Here is a 24484-nt window from a genome sequence, read left to right as displayed (position 1 = left end):
CGTGGGCGAGGGCTCGTCGCCCGCCGGCTCCGACCGGCCGCTGCGCCGGTCGCGCGGCGGTCGGCGGGCGACCCTGCCGGCGAAGCCCGGCACCGACCCGGCGCCCCACGACGCTCCCGTCCCCGACCCGGAGGCGCCGCGCGCTCGCCCGGACACCGGCCCGAACGACGCCCGCCTCCGCCAGGACGTTCCCCCGCACTACTGACGCTCCGCAACGCCACCCCTGGCTGCTGCAGCACTGAGGGAACCCCGGCCCGTCGAACCCGCCCGAAACAGCGGCCCCCCTCGACGGTTCAGGGTTCCCTCGGAAGGGCCTCTCTGCAGTGCGCCGCCCCCGGGACGCAGGATGCCGCCTCCCTCGCTGATCGAGTAGCCCGCGCAGCGGGCGTATCGAGATCCACCAGCGTCAAAAGGCATGGTCAGAAGCCCGATCCACTGACGCCGGTGGGCCTGGATACGCCCCTCCGGGGCTACTCGACCAGCATGGAGGGCGACGGCCCCCGCGCCTGGATCCGGATGCCCGCCAGGGCGACTCCCTCAGCCGCTCTGAACCGCACCGCGAGACACATCCCGGAAGGCCGAGAGGCCGACCTCCCTGGGGAATAGGAGTCGTCCGAAACGCGTGCCAGCGTTTCGGCCGCTCCGTCCGCACAACGCTCTGCGGAACTCCCCATCTCGCGAAGCCGACCGCGGTTCTTTCTCGCCGCTGGCGAGAAAGAACAGAACAACTCAGTCCACGTGCTTCCCCGTGTTGGCGGTGGTTGCGGTGCCGCCGTTGGCGAGGAGGTCGCGGATGTCGGCGAGCAGCTCGAGCTCGGTGGGGGCCTTGTCCTCGGCGGCGGGGGCGTCGTCCATCTTCTTCTTGAAGGCGTTGTTCTTGAGGTGGTTGATGGGCACGACGAAGGCGAAGTAGAGGACGAACGCGACGATCACGAACTGGATGAGCGCCGAGACGACCGCTCCGTAGGCGATGACCGTCGGGTCCTCTCCGCCCGTTCCCTCGCGGACGGTCCAGACCAGGGCGGAGAGGGAGGACGCGTCGAACAGCAGCCCGATGATCGGATTGAAGATCCCGGTGACGATGGCGTTGACGATCGTGGTGAACGCAGCGCCGATGACCACGGCCACGGCCAGGTCGATGACGTTGCCTCGCAGGATGAACTCTTTGAAGCCGTTGATCATGGTCTGGTCCGTTTCTGCCGGCGGGCGGGGGAGGGGGTCGGCTCAGCTCCCGGAGGAGGACGACCCGGAGGAGGAGGATCCCGAGGAGGAGGATCCCGAGCTGGAGGACGAGGAGGAGGACGACGATCCCGACCCGCTGGACGCCGTCGAGGTCGATGCCGGCGCGGCAGCGCCTCCGGACTTCTCGCCGGAGACCGATGGCGACGACTCGCCCGAGCCCGACGACGACTTCTCGCCCGACTTCGACTCCGACGAGCGCGAGTCGGTGCGGTAGAAGCCGGAGCCGTTGAAGGTCACGCCGACCGCGCTGAACACCTTGCGGAGCGCTCCCTGGCAGCTCGGGCACTCGGTGAGCGTGTCGTCGGTGAACTTCTGCTGGATGTCGAAGGCGTTGCCGCACTGCGTGCAGCGGTAGGAGTAGGTGGGCACGGGTGGCTCCTCAGGAGGGCGGATCAGGGGAAGGAGGGGATCAGCGGCGCAGGTCGACGATGCCGGAGGGAGTCACGACTCCGTCGACGGCCTGGTCGTGCACTTCGCTCGGCACGCGGTCGACGAGCTCGCTGTCGAACACGACCGCGTAGACCGGCGGGCACTTCTCCATCGAGCCGAGCGTCTTGTCGAAGTAGCCGCGGCCCCAGCCCATCCGCATGCCCTGACGGTCGACGGTGGCGGCAGGGACGATGATCAGGTCCACGTCGTTGATGGCGATGGGTCCGAGCAGCTTGCCGACCGGCTCCGGCATGCCGAACAGGCCCTGCGTCTCGGTGTGGCCGTCGCCGACGGCCCAGTCGAGGAGGCCGTCCTGCCGGGAGATGGGGAAGAGGACGCGGATGCCGCGGCCCTCGGCCCAGCCGAGGAACGGACGGGTGCTCGGCTCGTCGGGCGCCGAGAGGTAGCAGGCGAGCGAGGTGGCCTTCGTCCGGGTGGCCAGCTCGATCAGGTGCTCCGTGATGCGGGCGGCGGCCTGCTCGCGGGCCGTCGCGGTCTGCGTGCGTCGGCGCTCGCGCAGCTCGGCACGGAGCGCGCGCTTCTCGTGCGTGATGTCGGCGGGCATGCGCCCAGTCTAGATCCGGGCGGTTCGGCCCCGAGGCGGCGCGGGAGAGCGCGCTCTCTGCGCAACGATGGCCCGGGAAAGGGGGCGCGCGAGCTCCGCACACCGGCCCGACCGCGGAAACATCACCGACCACCGGCTCCGCTACTATGGCGCCCCATGGGCACTCGAATCCGCAAAGCCGTCATCCCCGCCGCCGGTCTCGGCACCCGGTTCCTGCCGGCGACCAAGGCCATCCCGAAGGAGATGCTCCCCGTCGTCGACAAGCCCGCGATCCAGTACGTGGTCGAGGAGGCCGCCGACGCCGGTCTGCAGGACGTCCTCGTGATCATCGGTCGCAACAAGAACGCGCTCGCGAACCACTTCGACTCGGTCCCCGAGCTCGAGCACAACCTCGCCAAGAAGCTCGACGACGCGAAGCTCGCCCACGTCAAGTACGCGAGCGACCTGGCCGATGTGCACTTCGTCCGCCAGGGCGAGCCGAAGGGCCTCGGCCACGCCGTCTCGCGCGCTCAGCGCCACGTCGGTGACGAGCCGTTCGCGGTGCTCCTCGGCGACGATCTGATCGACGCGCGCGACCCTCTCCTGACCCGGATGATCGACGTCGCCGAGCAGCGCGACACCACGGTGGTCGCCCTGCTCGAGGTCGACCCCGATCAGATCCACCTCTACGGCTGCGCCGCGGTCGAGACGACCGACGAGGACGACGTGGTGCGCATCACCGGCCTCGTCGAGAAGCCCTCGAAGGAGGACGCTCCGTCGAATCTCGCCATCATCGGCCGGTACGTCCTCAAGCCCGACGTCTTCGGCGTCCTCGACGAGACCGCGCCCGGCAAGGGCGGCGAGATCCAGCTGACCGACGCCCTCGAGCGCATGGCGCAGGATCCGGCCGAGTTCGGCGGCGTCTACGGCGTCGTCTTCCGCGGCCGCCGCTACGACACCGGCGACAAGCTCGACTACATCAAGGCGATCGTGCAGCTCGCGTCCGACCGCGACGACCTCGGCGTCGACCTCAAGCCCTGGCTCAAGGAGTTCGCCGCGACCCTCTGACGCCTCGCCGCGAGAGGCGTGCGAACGGCCGAGATCCCCTGGCGACACGGGGATCCCGGCCGTTCGCGCGTGAGGCGTGAGCGACTGACCCGCGCGAGTCCAGCCCCTTCTGCGGTCGCGAGTGCGCAGTAGGGTCGGGGCATGCCACTGCCGATACCGACCCTCTCCGAGGGTCGTGTCACCCTCCGCCCGATCAGGGTCAGGGACGCCCGTCCGCTCGAGCGCGAGCTGATCGCCAACCGGGCGTGGCTGCGGCAGTGGGAGGCGTCCGACCCCCGCGGCGGCGCCGCCTTCGACGTGCGCGCGAGCATCCGCGCTCTGCAGCAGAACGCCCGCGCCGGCGGAGGAGCTCCCTTCCTCATCGACTGGGACGGCGAGCTCGCGGGACAGCTGAACATCTCCGGCATCGGCTACGGCTCGCTCTCCTCCGGATCGATCGGCTACTGGGTCTCGGAGCGCTTCGCCGGTCGCGGCATCACGCCGATCGCGGTGGCTCTGGCGACCGACCACGCCTTCTTCGACCTCGGGCTGCACCGCATCGAGATCTGCATCCGCCCCGAGAACCGGCCGAGCCTGCGGGTCGTCGAGAAGCTCGGATTCCGCTACGAGGGGCTGCGCCGCCGCTTCATCCACATCAACGGCGACTGGCGCGACCACTTCTGCTTCGCTCTGGTGTCGGAGGAGGTGCCGCGCGGGGTCCTGCGCCGCTACCTCGACGGCCAGGTGCCGGCCGACGTCGGCGTGCCGACCGACGCCGACGTCCGCGCGTCGCGTCGCTCCGGGCTCTCGGGCCCGCCCGACGGCGCGGGCGTCCCCTCGTCGGGGGCCCGATTGATCCGCGATCCGTACGGACACACCTACCCGTAATCACGGACGCAGGCACCGCGTACTCCTAGCGTTGGCTCCATGAGTAGCGACTGGCTGGGTGGGGGCGTCGTCTGGGCGCTCGCCGCCGTTCTGTGGGTCGCCTACCTCATCCCCACGTGGATGCGCCGCCGGTCGTTCAACGCGACCGAGCGCAACGCGGTGAGACTGCAGCAGACCCTGCGCATCCTCGCCGAGACCGCGGAAGTGCCCGAGCACGTGCGTGCGGAGGCGACGGCCCGAGAGGTCGCGCTCCAGCAGCGCAGGCTCCGGGTGACCGAGACACGACGACGAGCCGAAGAGAAGGCACAGGCGATGGAGCTGGCACAGGCGGAGAAGGCGGCGCGCGAGGCGCTGCGGCGGGCGGCCGCGAGCACGAGGCGGAGCACCCAGTCCGGGCCGAGCGCGCTGCGCTGGCGCCAGGGTGCGGCGCTGACGGTGCTCGTGGGCTTCGTGGCCGCGCTGGTGGGGCTCGTGATGCTGCCCTTCGGCGGCACCGGAGCGGTGCCCCTGGTCGGAGCCCTCGTGCTCGCGGCCGGGCTGAGCACGCTGATCCTGCTCGCTCCGGGTCGCCGCCGGCAGAGCGCCCCGGCCGCGGTCGCGACCGACACGGGCGAGATCGCCCGTCGGCGCGCGGAGGTGTTCGAGGCGGAGCTCGCCGAGGAGTCCGAGGACGTCGAGGAGGCGCCCGTCGCCGCCGAGGCACGCTGGACCCCGCAGCCGCTCCCGAAGCCCCTCTACCTCTCCCGCGGCACCGTCGCGGCCAGCGCGATGGCGTCCATCGACGCGGTCGAGCGACTGCGTGCGGCGGCAGCGGATGCGGAGCTCGCCCAGCGCGCTGCGGCTGCGGCCCCTGAGGTCGCACCGATCCGCGCGCCGCGCCCCTCGGCTCCGGCCCCGGAGGCGCCCCGACCGTCGTCGCGGTTCGCCTCGATGGGCGTCGTCGAGGGCGTCGACGCGATCGATCTCGACCAGGCGCTGCAGCGCCGTCGCGGGGCCTGAGCCCGTCCGAGCCCCGGCTCGCCGCGTGCTAGTGTGGACGAGTTGTTCGGGCCGGTGACGGTTCGAAGGGCACGGGTCCGTGGCGCAGTTGGTAGCGCGCTTCGTTCGCAATGAAGAGGTCAGGGGTTCGAATCCCCTCGGATCCACCAGTGCTGATCAGATCAGCACGTGAAGGCCCGCTCGTGAGAGCGGGCCTTCGTCGTTCCCGGGCCGTCCGGAGTCGATCCCGCGCCTCCGACCTGCGTCTGCGACAGTGAGGGCATGGCCCTCGAGATCGCCGCCCTCCGCGCGCACTTCCCCAGTCTCCAGTCCGGCATCGCGCACTTCGACGGGCCGGGCGGGACGCAGACTCCCACCGCGGTCGGCGAGGCGATCCTCCGCACGATCACGGGGCCGCTGTCGATCCGCGGGTCAGCGACCGTCTCCGAGCGCAACGCCGAGGAGTGCGTCGCCGGGTTCCGCTCCGCGATCGCCGATCTCCTGGGCGACGACGGCAGGGGTGTCGTCCACGGCCGGAGCGCGACCCAGCTCACCTACGACTTCTCGCGGCACCTGGCCAAGACCTGGGCGCCGGGCGACGAGGTCGTCGTGTCGCGGCTGGATCACGACGCGAACGTGCGCCCGTGGATCCAGGCGGCTGCGGCGGCCGGCGCCACGGTGCGCTGGATCGACTTCGATCCCGCGACAGCGGAGATCGACCCGGGGTCGGTCGCCGGCGCGATCACGGAGCGCACGAGGCTCGTGGCGATCACGGCCGCCTCCAACCTGCTCGGCACGATCCCGCCCGTGCGCGCGATCGCCGACGCGGCGCACGCCGTCGGCGCTCTCGTCTACATCGACGGCGTGCACTACACCGCGCACTCGGCGGTCGACGTGAGCGCGCTCGGCGCGGACTTCTTCGTCTGCTCGCCGTACAAGTTCCTCGGTCCGCACTGCGGCGTGCTCGTCGCGGCCCCGGAGCTGCTCGAATCGCTGCATCCGGACAAGCTGCTGCCCTCGACCGACGTCGTCCCCGAGCGGTTCGAGTTCGGCACGCTGCCCTACGAGATCCTGGCGGGAGTGACGGCCGCGGTGGAGTTCCTCGCCGCGATCGCACCGGGCGACGCGATCGGTCGGCGGGCGCGACTGCTGGCGTCGGCCCAGGCCGTCCACGAGCACGAGCTCGCGCTGCGGACACGACTCGAGTCGGGTCTGGCGGCCCTCGGCGACGAGGTCACCGTGCACTCGAGGGCGCGGGACCGCACCCCGACGCTGCTGGTGACGTTCGCGTCGCACGCCTCCGCCGACGCCTCGCGGTTCCTCGCGGAGCGCGACGTCCTGGCACCGGCGGGCTCGTTCTACGCGCGCGAGGCCTTCGACCGTCTCGGCCTCGAGGATTCGGCGGGACTGCGCATCGGTGTGGCTCCGTACACCGACGAGGAGGACGTCGATCGCCTGCTCGCCGCGCTCGCCGAGTTCCTCGCCTGACGCGGACGGCCGGCTACTCCGCGTTCTCGTCGAGCAGCGCCGAGACCGAGCGGTGCACGTCGACGCGCTCCTTGCGGACCGAGTCGCTGACCGTCCGCATCGCCGTGATGCGGTCGACGATCACACTGACGCGCTCGACGGGGACGACGCGGGTGGTGACGACGGGCTCCTCCGCGTGCAGGACCATCGTCACCGGGCCGGCGACCGGGGAGTCGCCGACCGGCGAGCTCTCGACCGGCTCCCGCTCGATCACCAGCTCCTCGCGGCGGAGGCGGACCGTGACGGTGCGCTCCTCCGTCACGATGACCCTCCGGATGCGCAGGCGCTCGGTCGCGGTGCGGACCGTCGTGACCTCGAGCCGCTCCTCCGAGCGGATCACCGAGACGGGGTCGCTCATTTCTGCGGCTTCCCGGCGCTCTCGCGCAGCTCGCGGCCGTCGGCCACGTCGTCCGCGTGCTTCTTCGCCTTCTTCTCGCTGAGGCGGGTGTCGCGCGGCGGGAGCTGGAGGACCTCCTCCGCCTCGATGCCGGCCTGCAGCTGACGGCCGCGCTCGAGCTCGGCGTCGAACTCGGCGCCGAACAGCAGCGCAAGGTTCGTGATCCAGAGCCAGAGGAGGAAGACGATCACGCCGCCCAGTGCGCCGTAGGTCTTGTTGTAGTTGCTGAAGTTCGCGACGTAGAAGGCGAAGCCGGCGGAGGCGAGGGCCCAGATCACGAGGGCGAGGACCGAGCCGAGGCTCGTCCAGGCGAACTTCGGCTGCTTCACATTGGGTGACCAGTGGTAGAGCACGGCGACGATGACCACCATGATCACGATCAGGACCGGCCACTTCGCGATGCTCCACACCGTGAGAGCGACCTCGCCCAGGCCGATGGCGTCGCCGATGGTCTCGGCGATCGGTCCGCTGAGCACGAGGATGAGGCCGGCGATCACGAGCAGCGCGACCGTCACGAGGGTGATGCCGAGCATCGTCGGGCGGAGCTTCCAGATCGGGCGCCCCTCGTCGATCCCGTAGATCCGGTTCATCGCGCGGCCGAAGGCGCCGACGTAGCCGGAGGCCGACCAGAGCGCGCCGAGCAGGCCGGCGACGAAGGCGACGCCGGCGGCGTTCGAGGAGGTCAGCTCCTGCAGCGGGCCGCGGACCGTGTCGAGGACGTCGGGGGAGACGAAGCCGCCCGCGAGCTCGAGCACGGTGCTCGTGGTCGACTCGGCCTGCCCGAAGAGCCCCAGGATCGAGACGATCGCCAGGAGGCCCGGGAAGAGGGCGAGGACCGCGTAGTAGGTGAGCGCCGCGGCGAGGTCGGTGCACTGATCGGCGCCGAACTCGCGCAGCGTCTTCTTGAGGACGTAGCCCCAGGAGCGCGCGGTGACATCCGTCGGATCGTCGGGCTTGCGGGAGTCGTCAGGATCGGGAGCGGTCTGCTCGCGCTCGGTGCTGGTCTGGGACACGGTTCTCCTCGGTGGTCCTCCCGGCGGGCGCTGCTGCGGCCGGGGTGCTGCGAACGCCGCAGCGGCGGAGGCGGTCATCGCCCCCGCCGCTGCGACGTGGTGTTCTCGGAGTCGTCAGACGCCGTCGGTCGTGCGGCGCGAGGTCGCGTCGTCGATCTCGATCTCCTCGTGGCTGACGTCCTCGGTCACCTGGCGCTCTTCGGTGACCGTCTCGGTGCCGAGCGAGACGCGCTCGACCGGGACGGTCTCCTTGGCGGCGACGACGCGGTCCTCGGTGAGGACGACCTCGTGCTCCTCCTCGCTGAGGTCCGGGCCGGCGGTCGCCGAGCCGATGTTCGCATCGGTGATCGGCTCGCGGACGACGCGGACCTCGTCGTGGCTGACCGGCACGGTGACGGTCTCCTGCTCGGTGACGACGTGCTTGCGGAGGCGGGCGCGCCCGGCCTCCACGCGCTCGGTGCCGACGTGCAGCTGCTCCTCGGAGCGCGTCATCGCGTCGTCGGTGGTCGGGCCGGAGGTGTCGTGGCCGACGGTGGTGTCGACGCCGGTGGTGGTGGCGTGGTCGGGAGTGGTGTCGACGTCGGTCGTCCCGCCGAAGCCGGCCGCGCTGTCGACGTTCTCGGTCTCGGAGGCCGAGGCCGCGCCGCCGAGGTTGTAGTAGCGGTAGAGGTCCGCCTCCTCGTCGGCGTTGAGCGCGCCGTCGGCGTCGATCCGCGGTGCGTCCTTCACGAACGACTTGTCGTAGGCGACGCTCAGGCGGCCGTCGTCGAACGAGGCGCCCTCGAGCGGGACGAACGACTCCGAGGTGCCGAAGAGACCGGTGCGGACGGTCGCCCAGACGGGCGTTCCGCTCTCGTCGGCGACGTAGACCTGCTCGACCGAGCCGATCTTGTCTCCGTCGGAGCCGTGGACGGGGGATCCGATGATGCTGTCGATCGCAGTGCTGTCGATCATGTGACTTCCTTCTTCGTCGAGGGTGGGGTCGCGCTGACGCGCCGCCGATCACCGGGCGGTGGTGACCGTCCGGTGGGGGTGAGGGGAGAGCGGCGTCGTCGATCCCGACCGTATGACCGGGATCCCGAGAGGTCACGGAGGTTGACAGCTCCCCCCGCCGCGCGAGAGAGTGCGCCGTATTCGGGGGACACGATGTGTCAGCGCACGGTCGCGTCCGGCTCGTCCCAGTTCTCGACGGTCTGCAGCACCCAGAACGCCGCGAACAGCGCCAGCGCGGCCGCCTCGCCGATCAGGAGCCACTGGTCGCCCAGCAGACTCGCGCCGCTGCCCGTGGCGACGAGCGCGATCAGCAGCACCTCGACCAGAGCGATCAGGGCCGCGAGGGCCGCGTAGCAGCGCGCGTAGACGACGGGCGAGCCCGGTCCGGTGACCCCCTCGGCGCCGACCTCCGCCGCGTGGATCCCGGCGACGGCGGCGATCAGCACGAAGAAGGCACCGGCGGCCGCGTAGTGCGCGACGAGGCCGAACGACGGCTGCGTCGACCAGAGCCCGACGGCCGCGAGCAGGAGCGCGGCGATGCCGCAGCGCAGGACGGCCCAGCGGTCGAGGGAGCGGTCGAGTGCGAGGAAGACGACGGAGGCGGCGAGCACCGCGGCCGACACGGTCAGGTAGGCGAGCATCCCCACCGCGACCTCGTCGACAGTGCCCGCGGGCAGGCAGCGCGCGGCGCCGTCGGCGCAGCCGGCGCCGGGCAGCTCGCCGGCGTCGAGCGGAACGGGGACCAGCGCGATGATCGGCGCGATCATCCCGGCCAGGAGGAGCAGGTAGCGCCGGACACTGCGGCCCGCCAGCACGACGAGCGCGACGGCTACGGCGACGAGGGCGCCGACGAAGACGCTGCGCGCCGGCGTGTAGTACGCGGCGCTGATCGAGCGGAGGGGACCGAGAGCGATCAGGTGCCAGACGACGCCGACGCCGAGCAGGAGAACGGCTGCGCAGAGCGAGACGCGGACGTAGCGGTAGGTGCGCTGCGACGAGACGGGTGCACCCCGGCCGAGGGCGTCGGAGCGGGGCACCCGGCTACTCCGCGCGGAGGCCCGAGGAGGCGAGGGCGAAGTCGACGTCGATGCGGATGGCGACGCGGAGCGGGTTCGGGCGCGGCGTCCGGTACCGAGCGGAGTAGAGCTCGACCGCGTGCGCGACGGCATCGGGCTCCTCCTCGATCGTCGCGGGGCCGCCGAGGCTGAGCCAGCGGATGCCGTCGACCTGGCTGACGGTCGCGGTGCCGCCGCGACGGACGTTCAGCACCTTCTGGCTCTCGCGCGAGGTGATGACGCGCACCACTCCGTCCTCATAGGTGAACCCGACGGCGACGACGTGGAGGCGCCCCTGCTGCCACGGGGTCGAGAGGGTGGCCAGGTGGCGATCGGTCACGAAGGCGAGGCCGTCGGCGCTGAGGATGCTCATCCGTCGAGCGTATCCGGGAGCGGAGCTGCGGCCCTCGGGCTCGGTGCTCCTCCACGGCGTCGCACTTGGTTGCCTGTGCACGGCCGGCGTCGCGGAGTGCATACTGAGATGGTACTGCGACATATGCTCACCTCGTCGAGACGGATCGGCCGTCTCGCATCGAGGAGGAACACCATGTCACTGCGCACACGTCGGATCGCGGCAGCGATCGCCGCCGCTCTTCTCGCCGGAGCGGTCGCCGCTCCGGCGGAGGCGTACGGGTCGGGCCAGGCCAGGATCACCCCGGGAGGCGGCTGCAATGCCGGCACCTACTACTACCGGAGCGATGCGGGCAGCGGCAGAGCCAACGCCTTCACCTCGTTCGACGGGTACTGCTGGGGCAACAAGTCGGCGGGGGCGCAGCCGATCGCCGGAGCGTCGGTCGGCAAGTGGCAGTACAACTGGGGCTCGGTGAGCGCCTCGATCACGAAGCCCGCGAACGCCACGGTGTACGGCAACCACTCCATCAACGGCGGATACGTGCGGAGCACCTGATGGGGCGTCGAGGTCTCGCGCTCTCCGGCTCGGGAGCCGTCGTGCTGCTCGTGCTCGCGGGCTGCTCGGGAGCGGTGCCGGACGACTCCGTCCGGCACGAGCCGCTGTCGTCCGCGCAGATCGAGGCCCTCGGGGAGCAGGAGCGCGAGTCGGGTCACGACGAGCAGGCGGAGTCCCTCGAGGACGGCGTCGTGACGTTCGAGGAGTACGACGCGTCCTTCACCCGCTACGCCGAGTGCCTGACCGGCAAGGGCTTCACGGTCGAGGGTCCTCAGGTCAGCCCGGTGGACGGTGTCAGATACGAGTCGTCGACCGACATCGGCACGCGGGAGCGGTCCGCCGCGCTCGCCGACATCGACGAGTGCCAGGCGAGGTACTCGACGAGCGTCGCCCAGGCCTACGAGCTGTCCCGACCGCAGGTCATGGATCCCCCGCTCGCGACGGCGACCGGGGAGTGCCTGACCGGGAGGGGCCTCTCCGCGACGGGGGAGGAGGCGAACGTCGTCGACTTCGTCGAGTCGGTCGGAGAGGCCGAGGACGACGTGGTGATGGACTGCGTCCTCGATGAGGCGACCCGCCTCTATCCCGAGATGCCCGCCCTCTCGGTGGGGTACTGAGGCGGCACCGGACCGCGGGGAGCGGCATCGGCGGGCCCGCGATTGACGCTTCGCTCCTCCACAGGAGCGGAAGAGCACGCAGTCGTCCCGAGACGTGCCGATCACCATCCGAGTATGGGAGGCTGAGTCCTACGATCTGAGCACTACTCACCTCGGGGCGGATCCCACCCGCCCCGCCATCAAGGAGGAATCATGTCTCGTCGATCACGGCGCACAGCTCTGGTCGCCCTCGCCTCGGCGGCCCTCGTCGCAGGTCTCGCCGCGCCCACGGCTCTCGCCTACGGCTCGGGGTCGAGTCAGATCACGCCGGGCGGCGGCTGCAACTCGGGCGCGTACTACTACCGCAGCAACCCGAGCGGAGGCCAGGCCGTCGCCTTCACGTCCTTCAACGGGTACTGCTGGGGCAACAAGTCCGCGGGTGCCCGCGCGATCGCCGGAGCCTCGGTCGGATCGTGGCAGTACAACTGGGGGAGCGTCACCGCGAGCCGGTCGAACCCGCAGTCCGCGACGGTCTACGGCAACCACTCGATCAACGGCGGATACCCGCGGAACACGTGATGCGACGATCCATCACCGCGCTCGCCGGTCTCGCCGCGCTCCTCGGGCTCGCCGGCTGCGCCGCCGGAGGCCCGAGCGGCTCCGTCCGTCACGAGCCGATGTCGTCCGGTCGGATCGAGGCGCTCGCGGCCCAGGAGCGGGACGCCGGGCACGAGGAGCAGGCGGAGCTCCTCGAGGACGGCGTCGTGACCTTCGAGGAGTACGACGCGTCGTTCGTCCTCTACGCCCGCTGTCTCACCGACAAGGGCCTGAGCGTCGAGGGCCCGCAGATCAGCCCGGTGGACGGGGTGAGGTACCAGTCCTCGGTCGACATCGGCACGCGCGAGCAGACCGCCGCGCTGGCCGACATCGACGAGTGCGAGGCCGTCCACCGCACGAGCGCGGCCCAGGCCTACGAGCTGTCGCAGCCGCAGGTGATGGACGCACCTCTGGCGGAGGCGACCGCCGAGTGCCTGCGCGGCAAGGGGCTCACGGCGACGGGCGAGGAGACCGAGGTCGCCGACTTCGTCGACTCCGTCGGCGAGGCCGAGGCCGAGGAGGCGGTCGACTGCGTGCTGAGCGAGGCCTCGCGCCTCTACCCCGAGATGACGTCGCTCTCGGCGGGGTACTGACGTGGTGCGAGGAGCGGCGCGGCGATCGCGGATCTCCGCGGGTTCCGTGATCGTGCGCGCTTCCCTCGCACTCGGGCTGCTCGCGTGGATCGCGCTCCCCATCGGCGGGTACCTCGTGCTCGCGGAGTCCACCCGGACGGCGGGGCTCGCACCGAGCATCGACGTCTGGTCGCCGGTGCAGGCGAGCACGGCCGCGTCCCGGCGCGCGGTCGGCGTCGTCGTCGGCAGGCGTGCCGCCGTCGAGCTCTACGCCCCGGCGTGGAGCGGGATCGTCGAGGCGACCGGGATCGCGCCGGGCACCCTCCTGCGCGACGGAGACGTCGTGGCGACCGTCGGCGGGATCGACCGGCCGGCCGTCGCCTCCGATCGACCGTTCGGCCGGGAGCTCCGGCGCGGCGACGAGGGGGCGGACGTCGCCTCGCTCAACCGCCTGCTCGCCCGCCGGGACCTCTCCGCGTCCGACTCGGATGAGTTCACCGCTCGGACCCTGACCGGAGTCCGCTCCCTCGCGGACGATCTGGGGGTGCCGGGGTCTGACGCGCTCGAGGCGTTCGACCCCGCCTGGCTGGTCTTCCTGCCGCAGCCGGAGGTGCGCATCGCGACGACGACGCTCCGCGTCGGAGCGCCGGCGCCCGTCCCGGGAGACGCCGTGGCGACGAGCCGGCCGCCCCTCTCGTCCGCGCTGCTCGACGCGGTGGGGACCTCGGAGGCGGGCGAGGGCGCCGAAGCGACCGTGCAGAGCGCCGTCGTCGCGGCCGCGGGGGAGCGGCTCGAGATCGGCGGGCGGGAGCTCCCCCTGTCGGTCGACCGGCTGGGTGTCGACGCCACCGGCTGGGGTGCGCTCGACGAGATGATCGACCCCGCTCTGGCGAGGATCGACGCCGTGCTGATCGCCGAGCCGACCCCCGGCACCTGGGTGGTCCCGAGCACCGCTGTCGACGAGAGCGGGTCGGGCGCGGCCTGCCTCCTCAGGCGGCGGGCGGGGGCGAGCGGGGAGCCGGTCGAGGTCACCGTCGAGTCGAGCGCGCTCGGTCGCAGCACCGTCTCGGGTCCGCTCGGCGACGACGACGAGGTGCTCGTCGCCTCCGCGACGGGGGAGCCGCCGTGCTCGTGACGCTCGACGGCGTGGGGGTCGTCCGCGGCTCCCGCCCGATCCTCCAGGACGTGTCGCTCGCCCTCTCGTCCGGAGAGACCGTCGCCCTCGTCGGCCCGTCCGGAGCAGGCAAGTCCACCCTCCTCGGCGTCGTGGCGGGAGACCTCCGCCCGACCCGCGGCACCGTGCGGACGGTGGCGCGGGAGAGTGCTGCCTGGATCGTCCAGTCGACCCCCGTGCTCGCCCGCCGCAGCGCCCTCGACAACGTCGCCCTGGGGGCTCTCTCCTCGGGATCCACCCGCCGTGCGGCGGAGAGAACGGCGATCGGGGTGATGACGGCTCTCGGAATCGAGACGCTCGCTCCGCAGGCGGTGCACCGGCTCTCCGGCGGTGAGCGGCAGAGAGTGGCCGTGGCCCGGGCGATGGCCGCGGAGAGCGCGCTGATCCTGGCCGACGAGCCCACCGCCGCGCTCGACGCGGTGTCGCGATCCTTCGTGATCGACGCCCTGACGAGGGCGGCGCAGGAGGGCGCGGCGGTCGTCGTCGCCACTCACGATCCCGTCGTCGCCGAGGCCTGCGACCGCCTCCTCCGGATCGACGCGGGGCTGCTCGTCGACCCTCGGGAGGCCCGCAGTGGCTGACCGGCGCTTCCGTGGAGGCGTCCTCGCGCAGGAGGCGGTCCGGACAGTCGCCGGGCATTCGGCGTTGAGCGCGCTGGCGGTGTCGACCGCGCTCCTCGCGGGTCTGCTGGTGCCCGCGCTCACCGGCGCCGAGGTCGGCGCCGTCGAGACGGAGGCGGCGGAGCGCGTCCTCGCGGGCTCCACCGTCCTGACGATCTCGGCGAAGGATCGCGTCCCTCTCCCCGCAGCCCGCTGCGACGCACTCCGGTCCGTCGCCGGGGTGGCCGGGGCGGGAGGGGTCACCGAGAGCGCCACGGTGCCGGCGGCCGACGGCTCGTCCGTCACCCTGGTCACGGCGACACCGGGCTACGCGGAGGTGGTCTGGCCCGGCGCGGCACTCCGACGGGACGAGTCGCGATCGGCTGTGGCGGGCTCGCTCCTCGGCTCCCGCGCCGGACTCAGCGGATCAGGCACCCTGGCGGGCGTCGTCGTCGACGGCGAGTCCCGCGCCCTCCGGATCGATCAGGTGGCCGCCGCGTCACCCCGGATCCCCTTCCTCGATCGAGCCGTCGTCGTCGCGGAACCCGCCACCGGGACGGTCGTCGAGTGCTTCGTCGAGGCCGACGACGAGGCGCTCGCGGGAGTCGAGGCGATCGCCCTCTCGTGGTTCCCCGCCGAGTACGAGTCGACGATCGCGCCCTTCGATCCCGCTCTCGGCCCCGGCGACGCGCTCGACTCCCGCCTGGCCGGTCGCCTCTCCGCGGCCGGCCCACCGCTCGGAGCCGCGCTCGGCGCGCTGGGCATCGGCGCGACCTGGCTCGCTCGACGCCGCGACCTCGCCCTGTACCGCAGCCTCGGGATGTCGAGCCCGCGCCTCCTGCTCGCCCTCACCGTCGAGACGGCCCTGCAGACGGGAGTGGGGCTGCTGATCGGAGTGGGTGCGGCAGCGGTCCTCCTCCCGTGGTCACCGCTCGCCCTCCGGCTCGCCGCGAGCGATGTCGGAGCACTGCTGGCGCTCACCGCTCTGATCCCCCTGGCGGGCCTCGCCCTCTCTCCGCGCGGCCGAGGCCTGGAGGCGCTGCGGGGCCGATGAGCGAACGGTCACACCCGCAGCAGCAGCGCCTCGCCCTGTCCGCCGCCGCCGCAGAGCGCGGCGACCCCGAGGCCTCCGCCGCGCCGCCGGAGGGCGAGCGCGAGATGCAGGGCGAGGCGCGCCCCGGAGGCGCCGACGGGGTGCCCGAGCGCGATCGCGCCTCCGTCGACGTTGACCGACTCGGGAGCGACGCCGAGATCGTCGGCCGACTGCAGCACCACCGAGGCGAACGCCTCGTTGATCTCGATCAGGTCGAGGTCGGCCACCGCGGCCCCGCGGCGGGCCAGGGCACGGAGGATGGCGGCCGACGGCTGCGAGTGCAGCGAGTTGTCGGGTCCGGCGACCTGCCCGTGCTCGAGGATCTCGGCGATCCAGGGCAGCCGGCGCGCCGCAGCCCAGCCCTTCGACACGACGACGAGCGCGGCCGCCCCGTCGCTGAGTGGAGAGGAGCTGCCTGCCGTGATCGTCCCCTCCGGGGAGAAGGCGGGGGCCAGCCCCGCGAGGATCCCGACCGTCGTCCCGGGCCGGATCCCGTCGTCCTCGGTGACGACCAGGTCGTCGCCCCGGCGCTGGGGCACCGCGACCGGCGCGATCTCCTCGGCCAGGACGCCCGAGGCCCGTGCGGTGGCGGCGCGCTGGTGCGAGAGGGCAGCGTAGGCGTCCTGCCGTTCGCGGCGGATGCCCCGCTCGGCGTTGCCGTCGTCGGTGACCCGCCCCATGATGCGGTCGTCGAAGGGATCGAGCAGCCCGTCGTGCAGCAGCGCGTCCTCGAGCGGGCGTGCACCGACTCCGAGACCCGATCGCGCGCCGAGCAGGAGGTGCGGGGCGCCGGTCATCGACTCCTGACCGCCGGCGACCACGACCGACGCCTCTCCGGTGCGGATGAGACGCGCCGCGTCGATGACGGCGGTGAGGCCCGACAGGCAGAGCTTGTTGATCGTGACGGTCGGCACGTCCCAGCCCAGCCCCGCGCGGACCGACGTCTGCCGCGCCGGACCCTGCCCGGCCCCCGCCTGCAGCACCTGCCCGAGGATCACCGCATCGACGTCGGCCGGCGACGCACCCGAGCGCTCGAGGGCCGCCCGTACGGCGGCGGCGCCGAGCTCGACCGCCGACAGCGAGGCGAAGGCCCCTGAGAAGCGCGCGAACGGAGTCCGCGCTCCTCCGAGGATCACGGGGGTGGTGGCATCGTCCGGCACGGCGGGCTCCTTCGGTGCGGTGGGGGCGCCTACGGCACCAGGAGGATCTTCCCGCGGACGTGGCCGTCCTCGCTCAGCCGGTGCGCCTCCGCGACCTCGTCGAGCGAGAACCGCGGCCCGGTCTCGACCGAGAAGCGCCCCTCGGCGGCGAGCCGCGCCGCGTGCGGCACCGCCTCGCGGCGCAGGCGCTGCTCCTCGTCGGTGAGCGGCACCGGGCTGCCGCCCATCCACGCTCTGATGCCCAGCTCGGCCGCTCGCGCACCGACGACGACCGTCCCGACGTGCTGCGGGTCGTCCACGAGCGCGAGGGAGGCGGCGATCGCCTCGTCGGTGCCCGCCGCGTCGAGCACGCGGTCGACCCCGTCGGGGGCGGCCTCGCGCAGTCGCTCCTCGAGCCCCGGCCCGTAGGCGACGGGCACGGCACCCAGCTCGCGGAGTCGATCGTGGTTCGCCGGGCTGGCCGTCGCGATCACGGTCGCGCCGCGCTCGCGGGCGAACTGGACCGCCGCCTGCCCGACCGCGCCGGCTCCCGCGTGGACGACGAAGGTCGATCCCTCCGCGACTCCGAGCGACACGACGGCCTGGTAGGCGGTGCCGATCGGGATGCCGAGCGCCGCCGCCTCCTCGAACCCCAGGCCCGCGGGCTTCGCGTCGAGCGCCTCGGGCGCCACGACGACGGAGGAGCCGTACGTCCCGGTCGCGCCGGTCACGATCACCTCGTCGCCGATGCTCCAGCCGGAGACGTCGGCACCGACCGCGGTGACGACTCCCGCCCCGTCAGCGCCGAGTCGGCGGGGCGACGTGAGGGGCGGGCTCGGTCGGAGCCCCGAGCGGATCTTCCACTCGATCGGGTTGACGCCTGCCGCGCGGATCGCGACGACGACGCCGTCGGCGGGCGCCTCCGGCTCGGGAGCGTCGACCACCTCGAGCACCTCGGGTCCGCCGATCTCGCGGTACTGCACGATCCTCGCCACGGTGTCCTCCTCAGTTCAGCTGTTCGTGGCCATCAGCCGCTGGCGCACCTCGCGCCGCAGCACCTTGCCGATCAGCGACGTCGGCAGCTCGGTGACGACGTCGACCCGCTTCGGCACCTTGTAGGGGGTGAGGTGCCCGCGGCAGAAGTCGCGGAGCGCCTCGGTGTCGACCGCCGTGCCGGGGCGCAGCACGACCGCGGCGGCCACGCTCTCGCCTCCGTCAGCGCGGGGGAGCCCGACGACCGCGGCGCGCACGACGTCGGGGTGCGACTCGAGCACGCCCTCGACCTCGGAGGGCGAGACGTTGAAGCCGCCCGTGATGATGAGCTCCTTGGCGCGGTCGACGATCGTGACGAAGCCGTCGGCCGAGATGGTCGCGATGTCGCCGGTGCGGAGCCAGCCGCCCGCGAGGAGCGTCTCGGCCGTCTCGTCGGGACGCTTCCAGTAGCCCTGGAAGACCTGCGGGCCGCGCAGCAGCAGCTCGCCCGACTCGCCGGCCCTGCGATCGACGGAGGGGTCGGCCGGGTCGACCAGGCGGATCTCGGTGCTCGGGAACGGCACACCGACCGTGCCCGGGCGCCGGGTCGGACCGACCGGATTGCCCAGTGCGACGGGGGAGGACTCCGTCATCCCGTAGCCCTCGACGAGCAGGCCGCGGCTGGCGCGCTCCCAGCGGTCGACGGTCGCAACCGGGAGCCCCATGGCGCCCGAGATGGCGAAGCGGATGCTGCGCAGGTCGAGCTCGCCCCGCTCGGAGGCGCGCGCGAGCGCCTCGTAGACCGGCGGCACCGCGGGCAGGAACGTCGGGGGAGACGTCTTCGCCGCACCCTTGACCAGCGCCACGTCGAAGGTGGGGAACAGCACGACCTTCGCGCCGATGCTGATCGCGAAGGTGAGGCAGAGCGTCAGTCCGTAGGCGTGGAAGAGCGGCAGCACCGCGTAGAAGGTCTCGTCGCCCTCACGCAGGCCCGGCACCCAGGCGCGCCCCTGCATCGCGTTGGCGCGGAGGTTGGCGTGCGAGAGGATCGCGCCCTTGGGGGTGCCCGTGGTGCCGCTCGTGTACTGCAGCAGGGCGGTGTCGCCGAGCGAGGGCCGCGGGTGCGACCGCGCGAGGCGCCGAGTGCCCAGGAGGCGGTCGAACGGGATGAGAGTGCGGGTTCGGGGCTTCGCGGTCAGCTTCGCGCGCGTCTCCCTGACCGTGGGGAGCGGGAGGCGCAGCGCGAGGCGCTTGGCGAGCGGGAACGACTCCGTCATGTCGACCGAGACGACCCGCTCGATGCCGACGTCGGCCGGCATCGTCGCGACGACGTCGGCGACCTTGTCCCAGACCACCGCGAAGCGCGCGCCGTGGTCCTCGAACTGCCGGCGCAGCTCCCGCGGCGTGTAGAGCGGATTGTGCTCGACGACGATCGCGCCGAGTCGGAGCGCCGCATAGAAGGCGATGACGTGCTCGGGGCAGTTGGGGAGCACGAGCGCGACGCGGTCGCCGGGCCGCACGCCCAGGCGCCGCAGCCCCTCGGCGGCCCGCGCCACCTTCTCGCCGAGCTCGGCGTAGCTGGTCTCGGCGCCGAAGAACTCGAGGGCGGTGCCGCGCCGGTAGCGGGCCACCGAGTCCTCGAGCAGATCGACGAGAGTCTGGGTGGGCGGATCGATCTCGGTGGGGACGCCCTCCGCGTAGGAGGACAGCCACGGCTTCGTCGCCAGGTCGGGGGTTCCGGGGGTCACCCGTGCGAGTATCCGGCACCTGCCTCGGCGGATCCTCCGAGCCGGGCGCAAGGGGTGCCGGGCTCACCCCCTCCGCGAGCAGACTGGCGCCATGAGCGCAGCCATCGACCTCCTCCGCGACGCCTTCGGCCGGGTGCACGAGACCGTGCACGCCGTCCTCGACGACTCCACCCCCGAGCAGCTGGCGTTCCGCGCCGACCCCCAGGCCAACTCCGCCGCCTGGCTGATCTGGCACCTGACCCGCGTGCAGGACGACCACCTCGCGCCTCTCGCCGAGCGCGAGCAGGTCTGGACCGCCGACGGCTTCCACGAGCGCTCCGGTCTGCCGTTCGCGCCGGAGGCGAGCGGCTACGGCCACTCGCCGGCCGAGGTGGCGGCGCTCGCCGCGATGCCGGCCGACCTGCTCTCCTCCTACGTCGACGCCGTGCACGAGAAGACGCTCGCCTATCTCGACACGCTCGCCGACGACGAGCTGGCGCGGGTCGTCGACACCCGATGGGACCCTCCGGTCACCCTCGCGGTGCGCCTGGTGTCGGTCGTCGACGACGACATCCAGCACGCCGGCCAGGCCGCCTTCGTGAAGGGCCTCGCCGAGCGCGCGGGCCGCTGAGCCGACGGCCGTCGCCTCCCGCTACCCTTGACCCCGGCACCGTCGCTCGCGGCGGGGCTCGCGGAGCGAGGACCGCGCCACCGAGAGGACACACCCACGTGACGTCGACCATCCCCACCCCCCTGGTTCGCAAGGGGCGCGACGTCGCCCCCGAGATCGCGCGCTCGTGGCTGCTCGTCAATGCGACCCGCACCGAGACGTTCGACGCCGCTCACGCGTCGCGCGCCGACCAGATCGTGCTCGACATCGAGGACGCGGTCGACCCGAAGGCGAAGCCCGACGCCCGCGCCGATGTCGTCGAGTGGCTGAAGGGCGAGAAGCGCGCCTGGGTCCGCATCAACGACCACTCGACCCCGTTCTGGTCGGACGACGTCGATGCGCTGAAGGGCCTCCCGGGCCTGGCCGGCGTGATGCTCGCCAAGACGGAGGCGGCCGAGCACGTCACCGAGACCTTCGACCGCCTCGGCGGCTCCACCCCCGTCCTCGCCCTCGTCGAGTCCGCGCTCGGCATCGAGGAGGCGGTCTCGATCGCCCGCGCCCGCGGCTGCTTCCGACTCGCCTTCGGCAGCGGCGACTACCGCCGCGACACCGGAACCAGCGCCGACGACCTGGCGATGGCCTACCCCCGCTCGCGCCTCGTCGTGGCCTCGCGCATCGGCGACCTGCCCGGCCCGATCGACGGCCCGACCGTCTCGAACAGCCACCCCGTGCTCCGCGAGCAGTCGGCGCTCACCGTCTCGCTCGGCCTCACCGGCAAGCTCTGCCTCGACACCGAGCAGCTCGCGGTGATCAACGAGGTCATCAGCCCCACCCCGTCGGACGTGGCGTGGGCACGCGACTTCCTCGACGACTTCGAGGCGCGCGGCCGCGTGATCCGCGACGGCAGCGACCTGCCCCGCCTCGGACGGGCCAAGAAGATCGACAAGCTCGCGGCCGCGTTCGGCGTGAACCCGCTCTGACCCCGTCCGGCCGGGGGTGCTCGCGGTACGCGACGCTCCGGGCCGCACCGGCCTCGACGAAGGAGACGCTCATGGGTTCGGTCAGCACGTTCCTCTGGTTCGACAACGCGGCGGGAGAGGCGGTCGACCTCTACACGAGCCTCGTCCCGAACTCCCGCATCCTCGATCGGCAGGTGCTGCCGGAGGGCTCGCCCGCGCCCGGCACCGTGCTGTCGGTGACCTTCGAGCTCGACGGTCAGCGCTTCCAGGCGATCAACGCGGGGCCGCAGTTCTCCTTCACCGAGGCGATCTCGATCGTCGTCTCGGTCGAGGACCAGGCCGAGCTCGACCGGCTGTGGGACGCGCTGGTCGCCGACGGCGGGCAGGAGAGCCGCTGCGGCTGGCTCAAGGACCGCTGGGGCCTCTCCTGGCAGATCGTGCCGAGCGTGCTCGGATCCCTCCTCGGCGGTCCTGACCCCGAGGGTGGACGGCGTGCCCTGCAGGCGATGCTGGCCATGAACCGTCTCGACATCCAGACCCTCGAAGAGGCCTATGCCGGCGCGTGAGTCCGGGCGCCCGCGCCGCTCCACCTCGATGCGCCGCGCCTACCTCCGCGACTACCGCTACGCCTACTCGTCGCGCTTCGCGCACCTGCGCGACGGCTGGGACGTGTCGCACTACGCCTCCGGAGACGGCGCACCCGTGCTGCTCGTCCCGGGTGTCTACGAGACGTGGCAGTTCCTCCAGCCGATCGCCGACCGGCTGCACGCGGCCGGCCATCCGATCCACGTGCTGCCGGCCCTCGGCTACAACACCCGGCCGATCGTCGCCTCCGCCGCCCTGGGGCAGGAGTACCTGCGCGAGAACGACCTGCGCGGAGTCGTGATCGTCGCGCACAGCAAAGGCGGCCTGATCGGCAAGCACATGATGGTCGTCGACGACCGCGACGATCAGCGCATCGAGCGGATGATCGCGGTGTCGACCCCGTTCAACGGGTCACCGCTCGCCCGCATCGCGCCGGCCAGGGCGCTGCGCGAGTTCGCACCGCACCGGCCGGTCATCCGCACGCTGCTCGCCGAGCGCGACGCCGACTCCCGCATCACGTCGATCTACGGGATGCGCGATCAGTACATCCCGGGCGGGAGCCGGCTCGTCGGTGCGCGCGAGAACATCGCGGTCTCGGTGGTCGGGCACTTCGCGCTGCTGTCGCATCCGCGAGTGCTCGACCTCATCGCCGAGCGGGTCGACCCGGCGTGACCGTCAGGCCCAGGGGGTGAGCAGCACGAGCGGGATCTCGCGCTCGGTCTTCGTCTGGTACTCGGCGTAGTCGGGCCAGGCGGCGACGGAGCGCTCCCACCAGATCGAGCGCGCCTCGCCCTCGAGCACGGACGCGGTGTAGTCCTTCTTCTCCGCGCCGTCCTGCAGCTCGACGTGCGGCTCCTTGAGCATGTTGCCGTACCAGACGGGGTGCTCGGGGGCACCGCCCTTCGACGCGACGACGACGTACTCCCCGTCGTGCTCGACGCGCATGAGGGCCGTCTTGCGCAGCTTGCCGCTCTTCGAGCCGACCGTGGTCAGGACGATGATCGGCTTGCCGCGGAGGAGGTTCCCCTCCTGGCCGTTCGTGGCTTCGTACAGCTCCGCCTGCTCGCGGGCCCAGGTCGACGTGCTCGGTTCGTATTCTCCGGTGAGGGGCATGCTCCGATCGTACGACCGGTGTCGCACCACGTCGGCCGAGTCCGCCGGCGAGCTGCGAGAGGTCCTCGTGGCGGACGGTCTGCGGATCGCCCGTGCACGAGGATGGTCCGGTGCAGCCTGCAGACCAGCTCGACCGTGCGCTCCTCGCGCTCCTCCGCGACGACCTCGACCACGCCCACTACCGCGTCGACGCGGTCCGCGAGCTGTGGGGCGAGGCGGCCGGCGAGGCGCTGCACCGCGGCGACCGCGTGCCCGCCCGGCGCGCCCTCGCGGCCGACGACTCCCCGCTGGCGACGCTCGCCCGGCTGTTCCTCCTCGCCGACCCGGTCTCGACGGAGGCGGCGTTCGCCGCGTTCTCGCTGCTCGGTCTCGAGGGGGCGATCTCGCTGGGTCTTGTGCAGTCGGAGGCGGGAGCGGTCGTGACCGCCGCGGTCGACCTGCGTCCGTACGACCTCGTCGACCTGCGCGGTGCCGCCTCGTGGTGGATCGCCTCCGACCTGGGCGAGCTGGCTCTCGGCCGCGCTCTGTCGGAGGACCACGTGCTGGGAGTCGGCGGCGCGAGCCTGACCCTGACCGGCCTGATGATCCAGCGACCGGTCGGCAGCGTGCTCGACCTGGGCACCGGCTGCGGGATCCAGGCGCTGCACGCCTCCCGCCACGCCGAGCGGGTCGTCGCTACCGACATCTCGGAGCGGGCGCTCGCCTTCGCGGCGTTCAACGCGGCGCTGAACGGGATCGAGAGCATCGAGTTCCGGCTCGGCAGCCTCTACGAGCCCGTCGCGGGGGAGCGCTTCGACCACATCGTGACCAACCCGCCGTTCGTGATCACGCCCCGTGCCGCGGGGGTCCCCTCCTACGAGTACCGCGACGGCGGCCTCGAGGGCGACGAGATCGTTCACCGCGTGATCGTCGGCGCGGCCGACCACCTCGTCCCGGGCGGAGTGGCGCAGCTGCTCGGCAACTGGGAGTACCGCGCATCGGCCGACGCCTTCGACCGCGTGCGGGGCTGGCTCGACGACGTCAGGAGCCCCCTCGTGCAGGCGCTCGAGCCGGGCCCCGAGGGGCTGGACGCCTGGATCGAGGGCGCCGCCTCACCGCTCGACGTCTGGATCGTCGAGCGCGAGCGCCAGGATCCGGCGGTGTACGCCGAGACGTGGATCCGCGACGGAGGCACGACCCGCGGCGCGGAGTTCGACCAGCTCGTGGACGCGTGGGTCGGCGACTTCGAGCGCCGCGGAGTCACGGGCGTCGGCTTCGGCTACGTGACGCTGCGCCTGCCCGCGACGGCCCGCCCGCCGCTCCGGCGCTTCGAGCGGATCGACGCGGCGTTCGCCACCGCGGGTCTCGGTGGGCACCTGGCGCACTGCCTCGACGCGGGGGAGGCCCTGGCCGGCCTCGACGACGCGGCTCTCGCCGGTCTCGCGCTCACGGTCGCGGGTGACGTGACGGAGGAGCGGCACTACTGGCCCGGCAACGACGACCCGACGGTCCTGCGGCTGCGGCAGGGCGGCGGCTTCGCACGCGTCGAGGACGTCGACACGGCGCTCGCCGCAGTCGTCGGCGCCTCAGACGGCGAACTGTCGCTCGCGGCGATCGCGTCGGCCGTGGCGTCGCTCCTGCACGTCGACGAGGCGGCGGTGCTGGAGTCGGTGCTGCCGCCCGTGCGCGAGCTCATCGCGACGGGCCTGCTGCACCTGCCCTGATCTTCGGCGCTGCCCGTCCCTCCGT

At 72.6% G+C, this 24484-nt stretch carries 29 protein-coding genes and 1 tRNA gene; 18 read left to right on the top strand and 12 right to left on the bottom strand.

Features of this window, described 5'->3' with window-relative positions:
* The first annotated feature begins 1 nt into the window (after nucleotide 1).
* On the top strand, nucleotides 2-205 hold the full coding sequence (locus tag GRS92_RS12640; protein ID WP_159856883.1) for a hypothetical protein: 204 nt from the start codon (nucleotides 2-4) through the stop codon (nucleotides 203-205).
* A gap of 524 nt (nucleotides 206-729) precedes the next feature.
* On the opposite strand, the gene mscL is transcribed toward GRS92_RS12640, so the two are convergent.
* The 3 genes from mscL to GRS92_RS12625 are packed head-to-tail and all read right to left on the bottom strand — an operon-like array spanning nucleotide 730 to nucleotide 2236.
* On the bottom strand, nucleotides 730-1182 hold the full coding sequence (gene mscL, locus GRS92_RS12635; protein WP_204162393.1) for a large conductance mechanosensitive channel protein MscL: 453 nt from the start codon (nucleotides 1180-1182) through the stop codon (nucleotides 730-732).
* Nucleotides 1183-1224: 42 nt separating this feature from the next.
* Complete coding sequence (locus tag GRS92_RS12630; protein ID WP_159856881.1) at nucleotides 1225-1611, bottom strand: FmdB family zinc ribbon protein; 387 nt, start codon at nucleotides 1609-1611, stop codon at nucleotides 1225-1227.
* Nucleotides 1612-1651: 40 nt separating this feature from the next.
* Nucleotides 1652-2236, bottom strand: coding sequence for a 5-formyltetrahydrofolate cyclo-ligase (locus tag GRS92_RS12625; RefSeq protein ID WP_159856879.1), 585 nt, complete (start codon nucleotides 2234-2236; stop codon nucleotides 1652-1654).
* Nucleotides 2237-2392: 156 nt separating this feature from the next.
* Here GRS92_RS12625 and galU point away from each other — a divergent pair, with 156 nt between their 5' ends.
* From galU to GRS92_RS12600, 5 genes are all read left to right on the top strand, one after another.
* The gene (gene galU / locus GRS92_RS12620) at nucleotides 2393-3283 is read left to right on the top strand and encodes a UTP--glucose-1-phosphate uridylyltransferase GalU (protein ID WP_159856877.1); all 891 of its coding nucleotides are present in this window, start codon (nucleotides 2393-2395) and stop codon (nucleotides 3281-3283) included.
* Between the two features lie 141 nt (nucleotides 3284-3424).
* Nucleotides 3425-4150: a GNAT family N-acetyltransferase gene (locus GRS92_RS12615; protein ID WP_159856875.1), complete on the top strand. Its 726-nt coding sequence runs from the start codon at nucleotides 3425-3427 to the stop codon at nucleotides 4148-4150.
* 39 nt (nucleotides 4151-4189) lie between these two features.
* The gene (locus GRS92_RS12610; RefSeq protein ID WP_159856873.1) at nucleotides 4190-5149 is read left to right on the top strand and encodes a hypothetical protein; all 960 of its coding nucleotides are present in this window, start codon (nucleotides 4190-4192) and stop codon (nucleotides 5147-5149) included.
* A gap of 73 nt (nucleotides 5150-5222) precedes the next feature.
* Nucleotides 5223-5298, top strand: a tRNA-Ala gene (locus GRS92_RS12605).
* A gap of 112 nt (nucleotides 5299-5410) precedes the next feature.
* The gene (locus GRS92_RS12600) at nucleotides 5411-6616 is read left to right on the top strand and encodes a cysteine desulfurase-like protein (protein ID WP_159856871.1); all 1206 of its coding nucleotides are present in this window, start codon (nucleotides 5411-5413) and stop codon (nucleotides 6614-6616) included.
* 13 nt (nucleotides 6617-6629) lie between these two features.
* Here GRS92_RS12600 and GRS92_RS12595 read toward each other — a convergent pair whose 3' ends face one another.
* The 5 genes from GRS92_RS12595 to GRS92_RS12575 form a co-directional block, all read right to left on the bottom strand.
* A complete protein-coding gene (locus GRS92_RS12595) occupies nucleotides 6630-7013 on the bottom strand; it encodes a DUF2382 domain-containing protein (protein ID WP_159856869.1) in 384 nt (127 codons plus the stop codon).
* The gene (locus GRS92_RS12590; protein WP_159856867.1) at nucleotides 7010-8065 is read right to left on the bottom strand and encodes a YihY/virulence factor BrkB family protein; all 1056 of its coding nucleotides are present in this window, start codon (nucleotides 8063-8065) and stop codon (nucleotides 7010-7012) included. The genes GRS92_RS12595 and GRS92_RS12590 overlap by 4 nt, the downstream gene beginning before the upstream one ends.
* A gap of 114 nt (nucleotides 8066-8179) precedes the next feature.
* Nucleotides 8180-9019: a DUF2382 domain-containing protein gene (locus GRS92_RS12585; RefSeq protein WP_159856865.1), complete on the bottom strand. Its 840-nt coding sequence runs from the start codon at nucleotides 9017-9019 to the stop codon at nucleotides 8180-8182.
* Between the two features lie 197 nt (nucleotides 9020-9216).
* Nucleotides 9217-10095 carry a hypothetical protein gene (locus GRS92_RS12580; RefSeq protein WP_159856863.1) on the bottom strand — a complete coding sequence of 293 codons (879 nt, stop codon included), beginning with the start codon at nucleotides 10093-10095 and terminating at the stop codon, nucleotides 9217-9219.
* 4 nt (nucleotides 10096-10099) lie between these two features.
* A complete protein-coding gene (locus GRS92_RS12575; protein WP_159856861.1) occupies nucleotides 10100-10486 on the bottom strand; it encodes a pyridoxamine 5'-phosphate oxidase family protein in 387 nt (128 codons plus the stop codon).
* A 174-nt stretch (nucleotides 10487-10660) separates the two neighbouring features.
* On the opposite strand from GRS92_RS12575, the gene GRS92_RS12570 reads away from it, so the two are divergent.
* The 7 genes from GRS92_RS12570 to GRS92_RS12540 all read left to right on the top strand — a co-directional run bounded on the left by GRS92_RS12570 (nucleotide 10661) and on the right by GRS92_RS12540 (nucleotide 15612).
* Nucleotides 10661-11020 (top strand): hypothetical protein, encoded by a 360-nt coding sequence (locus GRS92_RS12570; RefSeq protein ID WP_159856859.1) that lies wholly within the window; start codon nucleotides 10661-10663, stop codon nucleotides 11018-11020.
* Entirely contained in the window at nucleotides 11020-11637 is a 618-nt protein-coding gene (locus GRS92_RS12565) for a hypothetical protein (protein ID WP_159856857.1), read from the top strand. The genes GRS92_RS12570 and GRS92_RS12565 overlap by 1 nt, the downstream gene beginning before the upstream one ends.
* Nucleotides 11638-11829: 192 nt before the next feature.
* Nucleotides 11830-12195: a hypothetical protein gene (locus tag GRS92_RS12560; RefSeq protein WP_159856855.1), complete on the top strand. Its 366-nt coding sequence runs from the start codon at nucleotides 11830-11832 to the stop codon at nucleotides 12193-12195.
* Nucleotides 12195-12806, top strand: a complete 612-nt coding sequence (locus GRS92_RS12555) for a hypothetical protein (RefSeq protein ID WP_159856853.1) — start codon at nucleotides 12195-12197, stop codon at nucleotides 12804-12806. The genes GRS92_RS12560 and GRS92_RS12555 overlap by 1 nt, the downstream gene beginning before the upstream one ends.
* Nucleotides 12807-12858: 52 nt before the next feature.
* Entirely contained in the window at nucleotides 12859-13920 is a 1062-nt protein-coding gene (locus GRS92_RS12550; RefSeq protein ID WP_159856851.1) for a hypothetical protein, read from the top strand.
* Nucleotides 13911-14540: an ATP-binding cassette domain-containing protein gene (locus GRS92_RS12545; RefSeq protein ID WP_159856849.1), complete on the top strand. Its 630-nt coding sequence runs from the start codon at nucleotides 13911-13913 to the stop codon at nucleotides 14538-14540. The genes GRS92_RS12550 and GRS92_RS12545 overlap by 10 nt, the downstream gene beginning before the upstream one ends.
* Nucleotides 14533-15612, top strand: a complete 1080-nt coding sequence (locus GRS92_RS12540; protein WP_159856847.1) for a hypothetical protein — start codon at nucleotides 14533-14535, stop codon at nucleotides 15610-15612. Before GRS92_RS12545 ends, GRS92_RS12540 begins: the two co-directional genes overlap by 8 nt.
* A gap of 8 nt (nucleotides 15613-15620) precedes the next feature.
* Here GRS92_RS12540 and GRS92_RS12535 read toward each other — a convergent pair whose 3' ends face one another.
* From GRS92_RS12535 to GRS92_RS12525, 3 genes are read right to left on the bottom strand one after another with little or no spacing between them, the layout of a single operon-like run.
* Nucleotides 15621-16811, bottom strand: coding sequence for an acetyl-CoA C-acyltransferase (locus GRS92_RS12535; RefSeq protein ID WP_159856845.1), 1191 nt, complete (start codon nucleotides 16809-16811; stop codon nucleotides 15621-15623).
* A gap of 29 nt (nucleotides 16812-16840) precedes the next feature.
* Nucleotides 16841-17785, bottom strand: a complete 945-nt coding sequence (locus GRS92_RS12530) for an NADP-dependent oxidoreductase (RefSeq protein WP_159856843.1) — start codon at nucleotides 17783-17785, stop codon at nucleotides 16841-16843.
* Between the two features lie 15 nt (nucleotides 17786-17800).
* The gene (locus GRS92_RS12525; RefSeq protein ID WP_159856841.1) at nucleotides 17801-19510 is read right to left on the bottom strand and encodes a long-chain-fatty-acid--CoA ligase; all 1710 of its coding nucleotides are present in this window, start codon (nucleotides 19508-19510) and stop codon (nucleotides 17801-17803) included.
* Nucleotides 19511-19601: 91 nt separating this feature from the next.
* Between GRS92_RS12525 and GRS92_RS12520 the strand changes: the two genes are divergently transcribed.
* The 4 genes from GRS92_RS12520 (at nucleotide 19602) to GRS92_RS12505 (ending at nucleotide 22315) form a co-directional block, all read left to right on the top strand.
* Nucleotides 19602-20120 carry a mycothiol transferase gene (locus tag GRS92_RS12520; RefSeq protein ID WP_159856839.1) on the top strand — a complete coding sequence of 173 codons (519 nt, stop codon included), beginning with the start codon at nucleotides 19602-19604 and terminating at the stop codon, nucleotides 20118-20120.
* A 98-nt stretch (nucleotides 20121-20218) separates the two neighbouring features.
* Nucleotides 20219-21079: an HpcH/HpaI aldolase/citrate lyase family protein gene (locus tag GRS92_RS12515; RefSeq protein ID WP_204162098.1), complete on the top strand. Its 861-nt coding sequence runs from the start codon at nucleotides 20219-20221 to the stop codon at nucleotides 21077-21079.
* A gap of 71 nt (nucleotides 21080-21150) precedes the next feature.
* Nucleotides 21151-21624: a VOC family protein gene (locus GRS92_RS12510; protein WP_159856837.1), complete on the top strand. Its 474-nt coding sequence runs from the start codon at nucleotides 21151-21153 to the stop codon at nucleotides 21622-21624.
* A complete protein-coding gene (locus GRS92_RS12505) occupies nucleotides 21611-22315 on the top strand; it encodes an esterase/lipase family protein (RefSeq protein WP_159856835.1) in 705 nt (234 codons plus the stop codon). The genes GRS92_RS12510 and GRS92_RS12505 overlap by 14 nt, the downstream gene beginning before the upstream one ends.
* A 3-nt stretch (nucleotides 22316-22318) precedes the next feature.
* On the opposite strand, the gene GRS92_RS12500 is transcribed toward GRS92_RS12505, so the two are convergent.
* Nucleotides 22319-22756: a nitroreductase family deazaflavin-dependent oxidoreductase gene (locus GRS92_RS12500; protein ID WP_159856833.1), complete on the bottom strand. Its 438-nt coding sequence runs from the start codon at nucleotides 22754-22756 to the stop codon at nucleotides 22319-22321.
* Nucleotides 22757-22866: 110 nt separating this feature from the next.
* Between GRS92_RS12500 and GRS92_RS12495 the strand changes: the two genes are divergently transcribed.
* Entirely contained in the window at nucleotides 22867-24459 is a 1593-nt protein-coding gene (locus GRS92_RS12495; RefSeq protein WP_159856824.1) for a DUF7059 domain-containing protein, read from the top strand.
* The last annotated feature ends 25 nt before the right edge of the window (nucleotides 24460-24484 follow it).

Origin of the sequence: Rathayibacter sp. VKM Ac-2754 (genome assembly GCF_009807095.1) — a bacterium.
GTDB lineage: Bacteria > Actinomycetota > Actinomycetes > Actinomycetales > Microbacteriaceae > Rathayibacter.
Note: the sequence above shows the minus strand (reverse complement) of the source record. Positions and strands in the feature narration are given on the sequence as shown.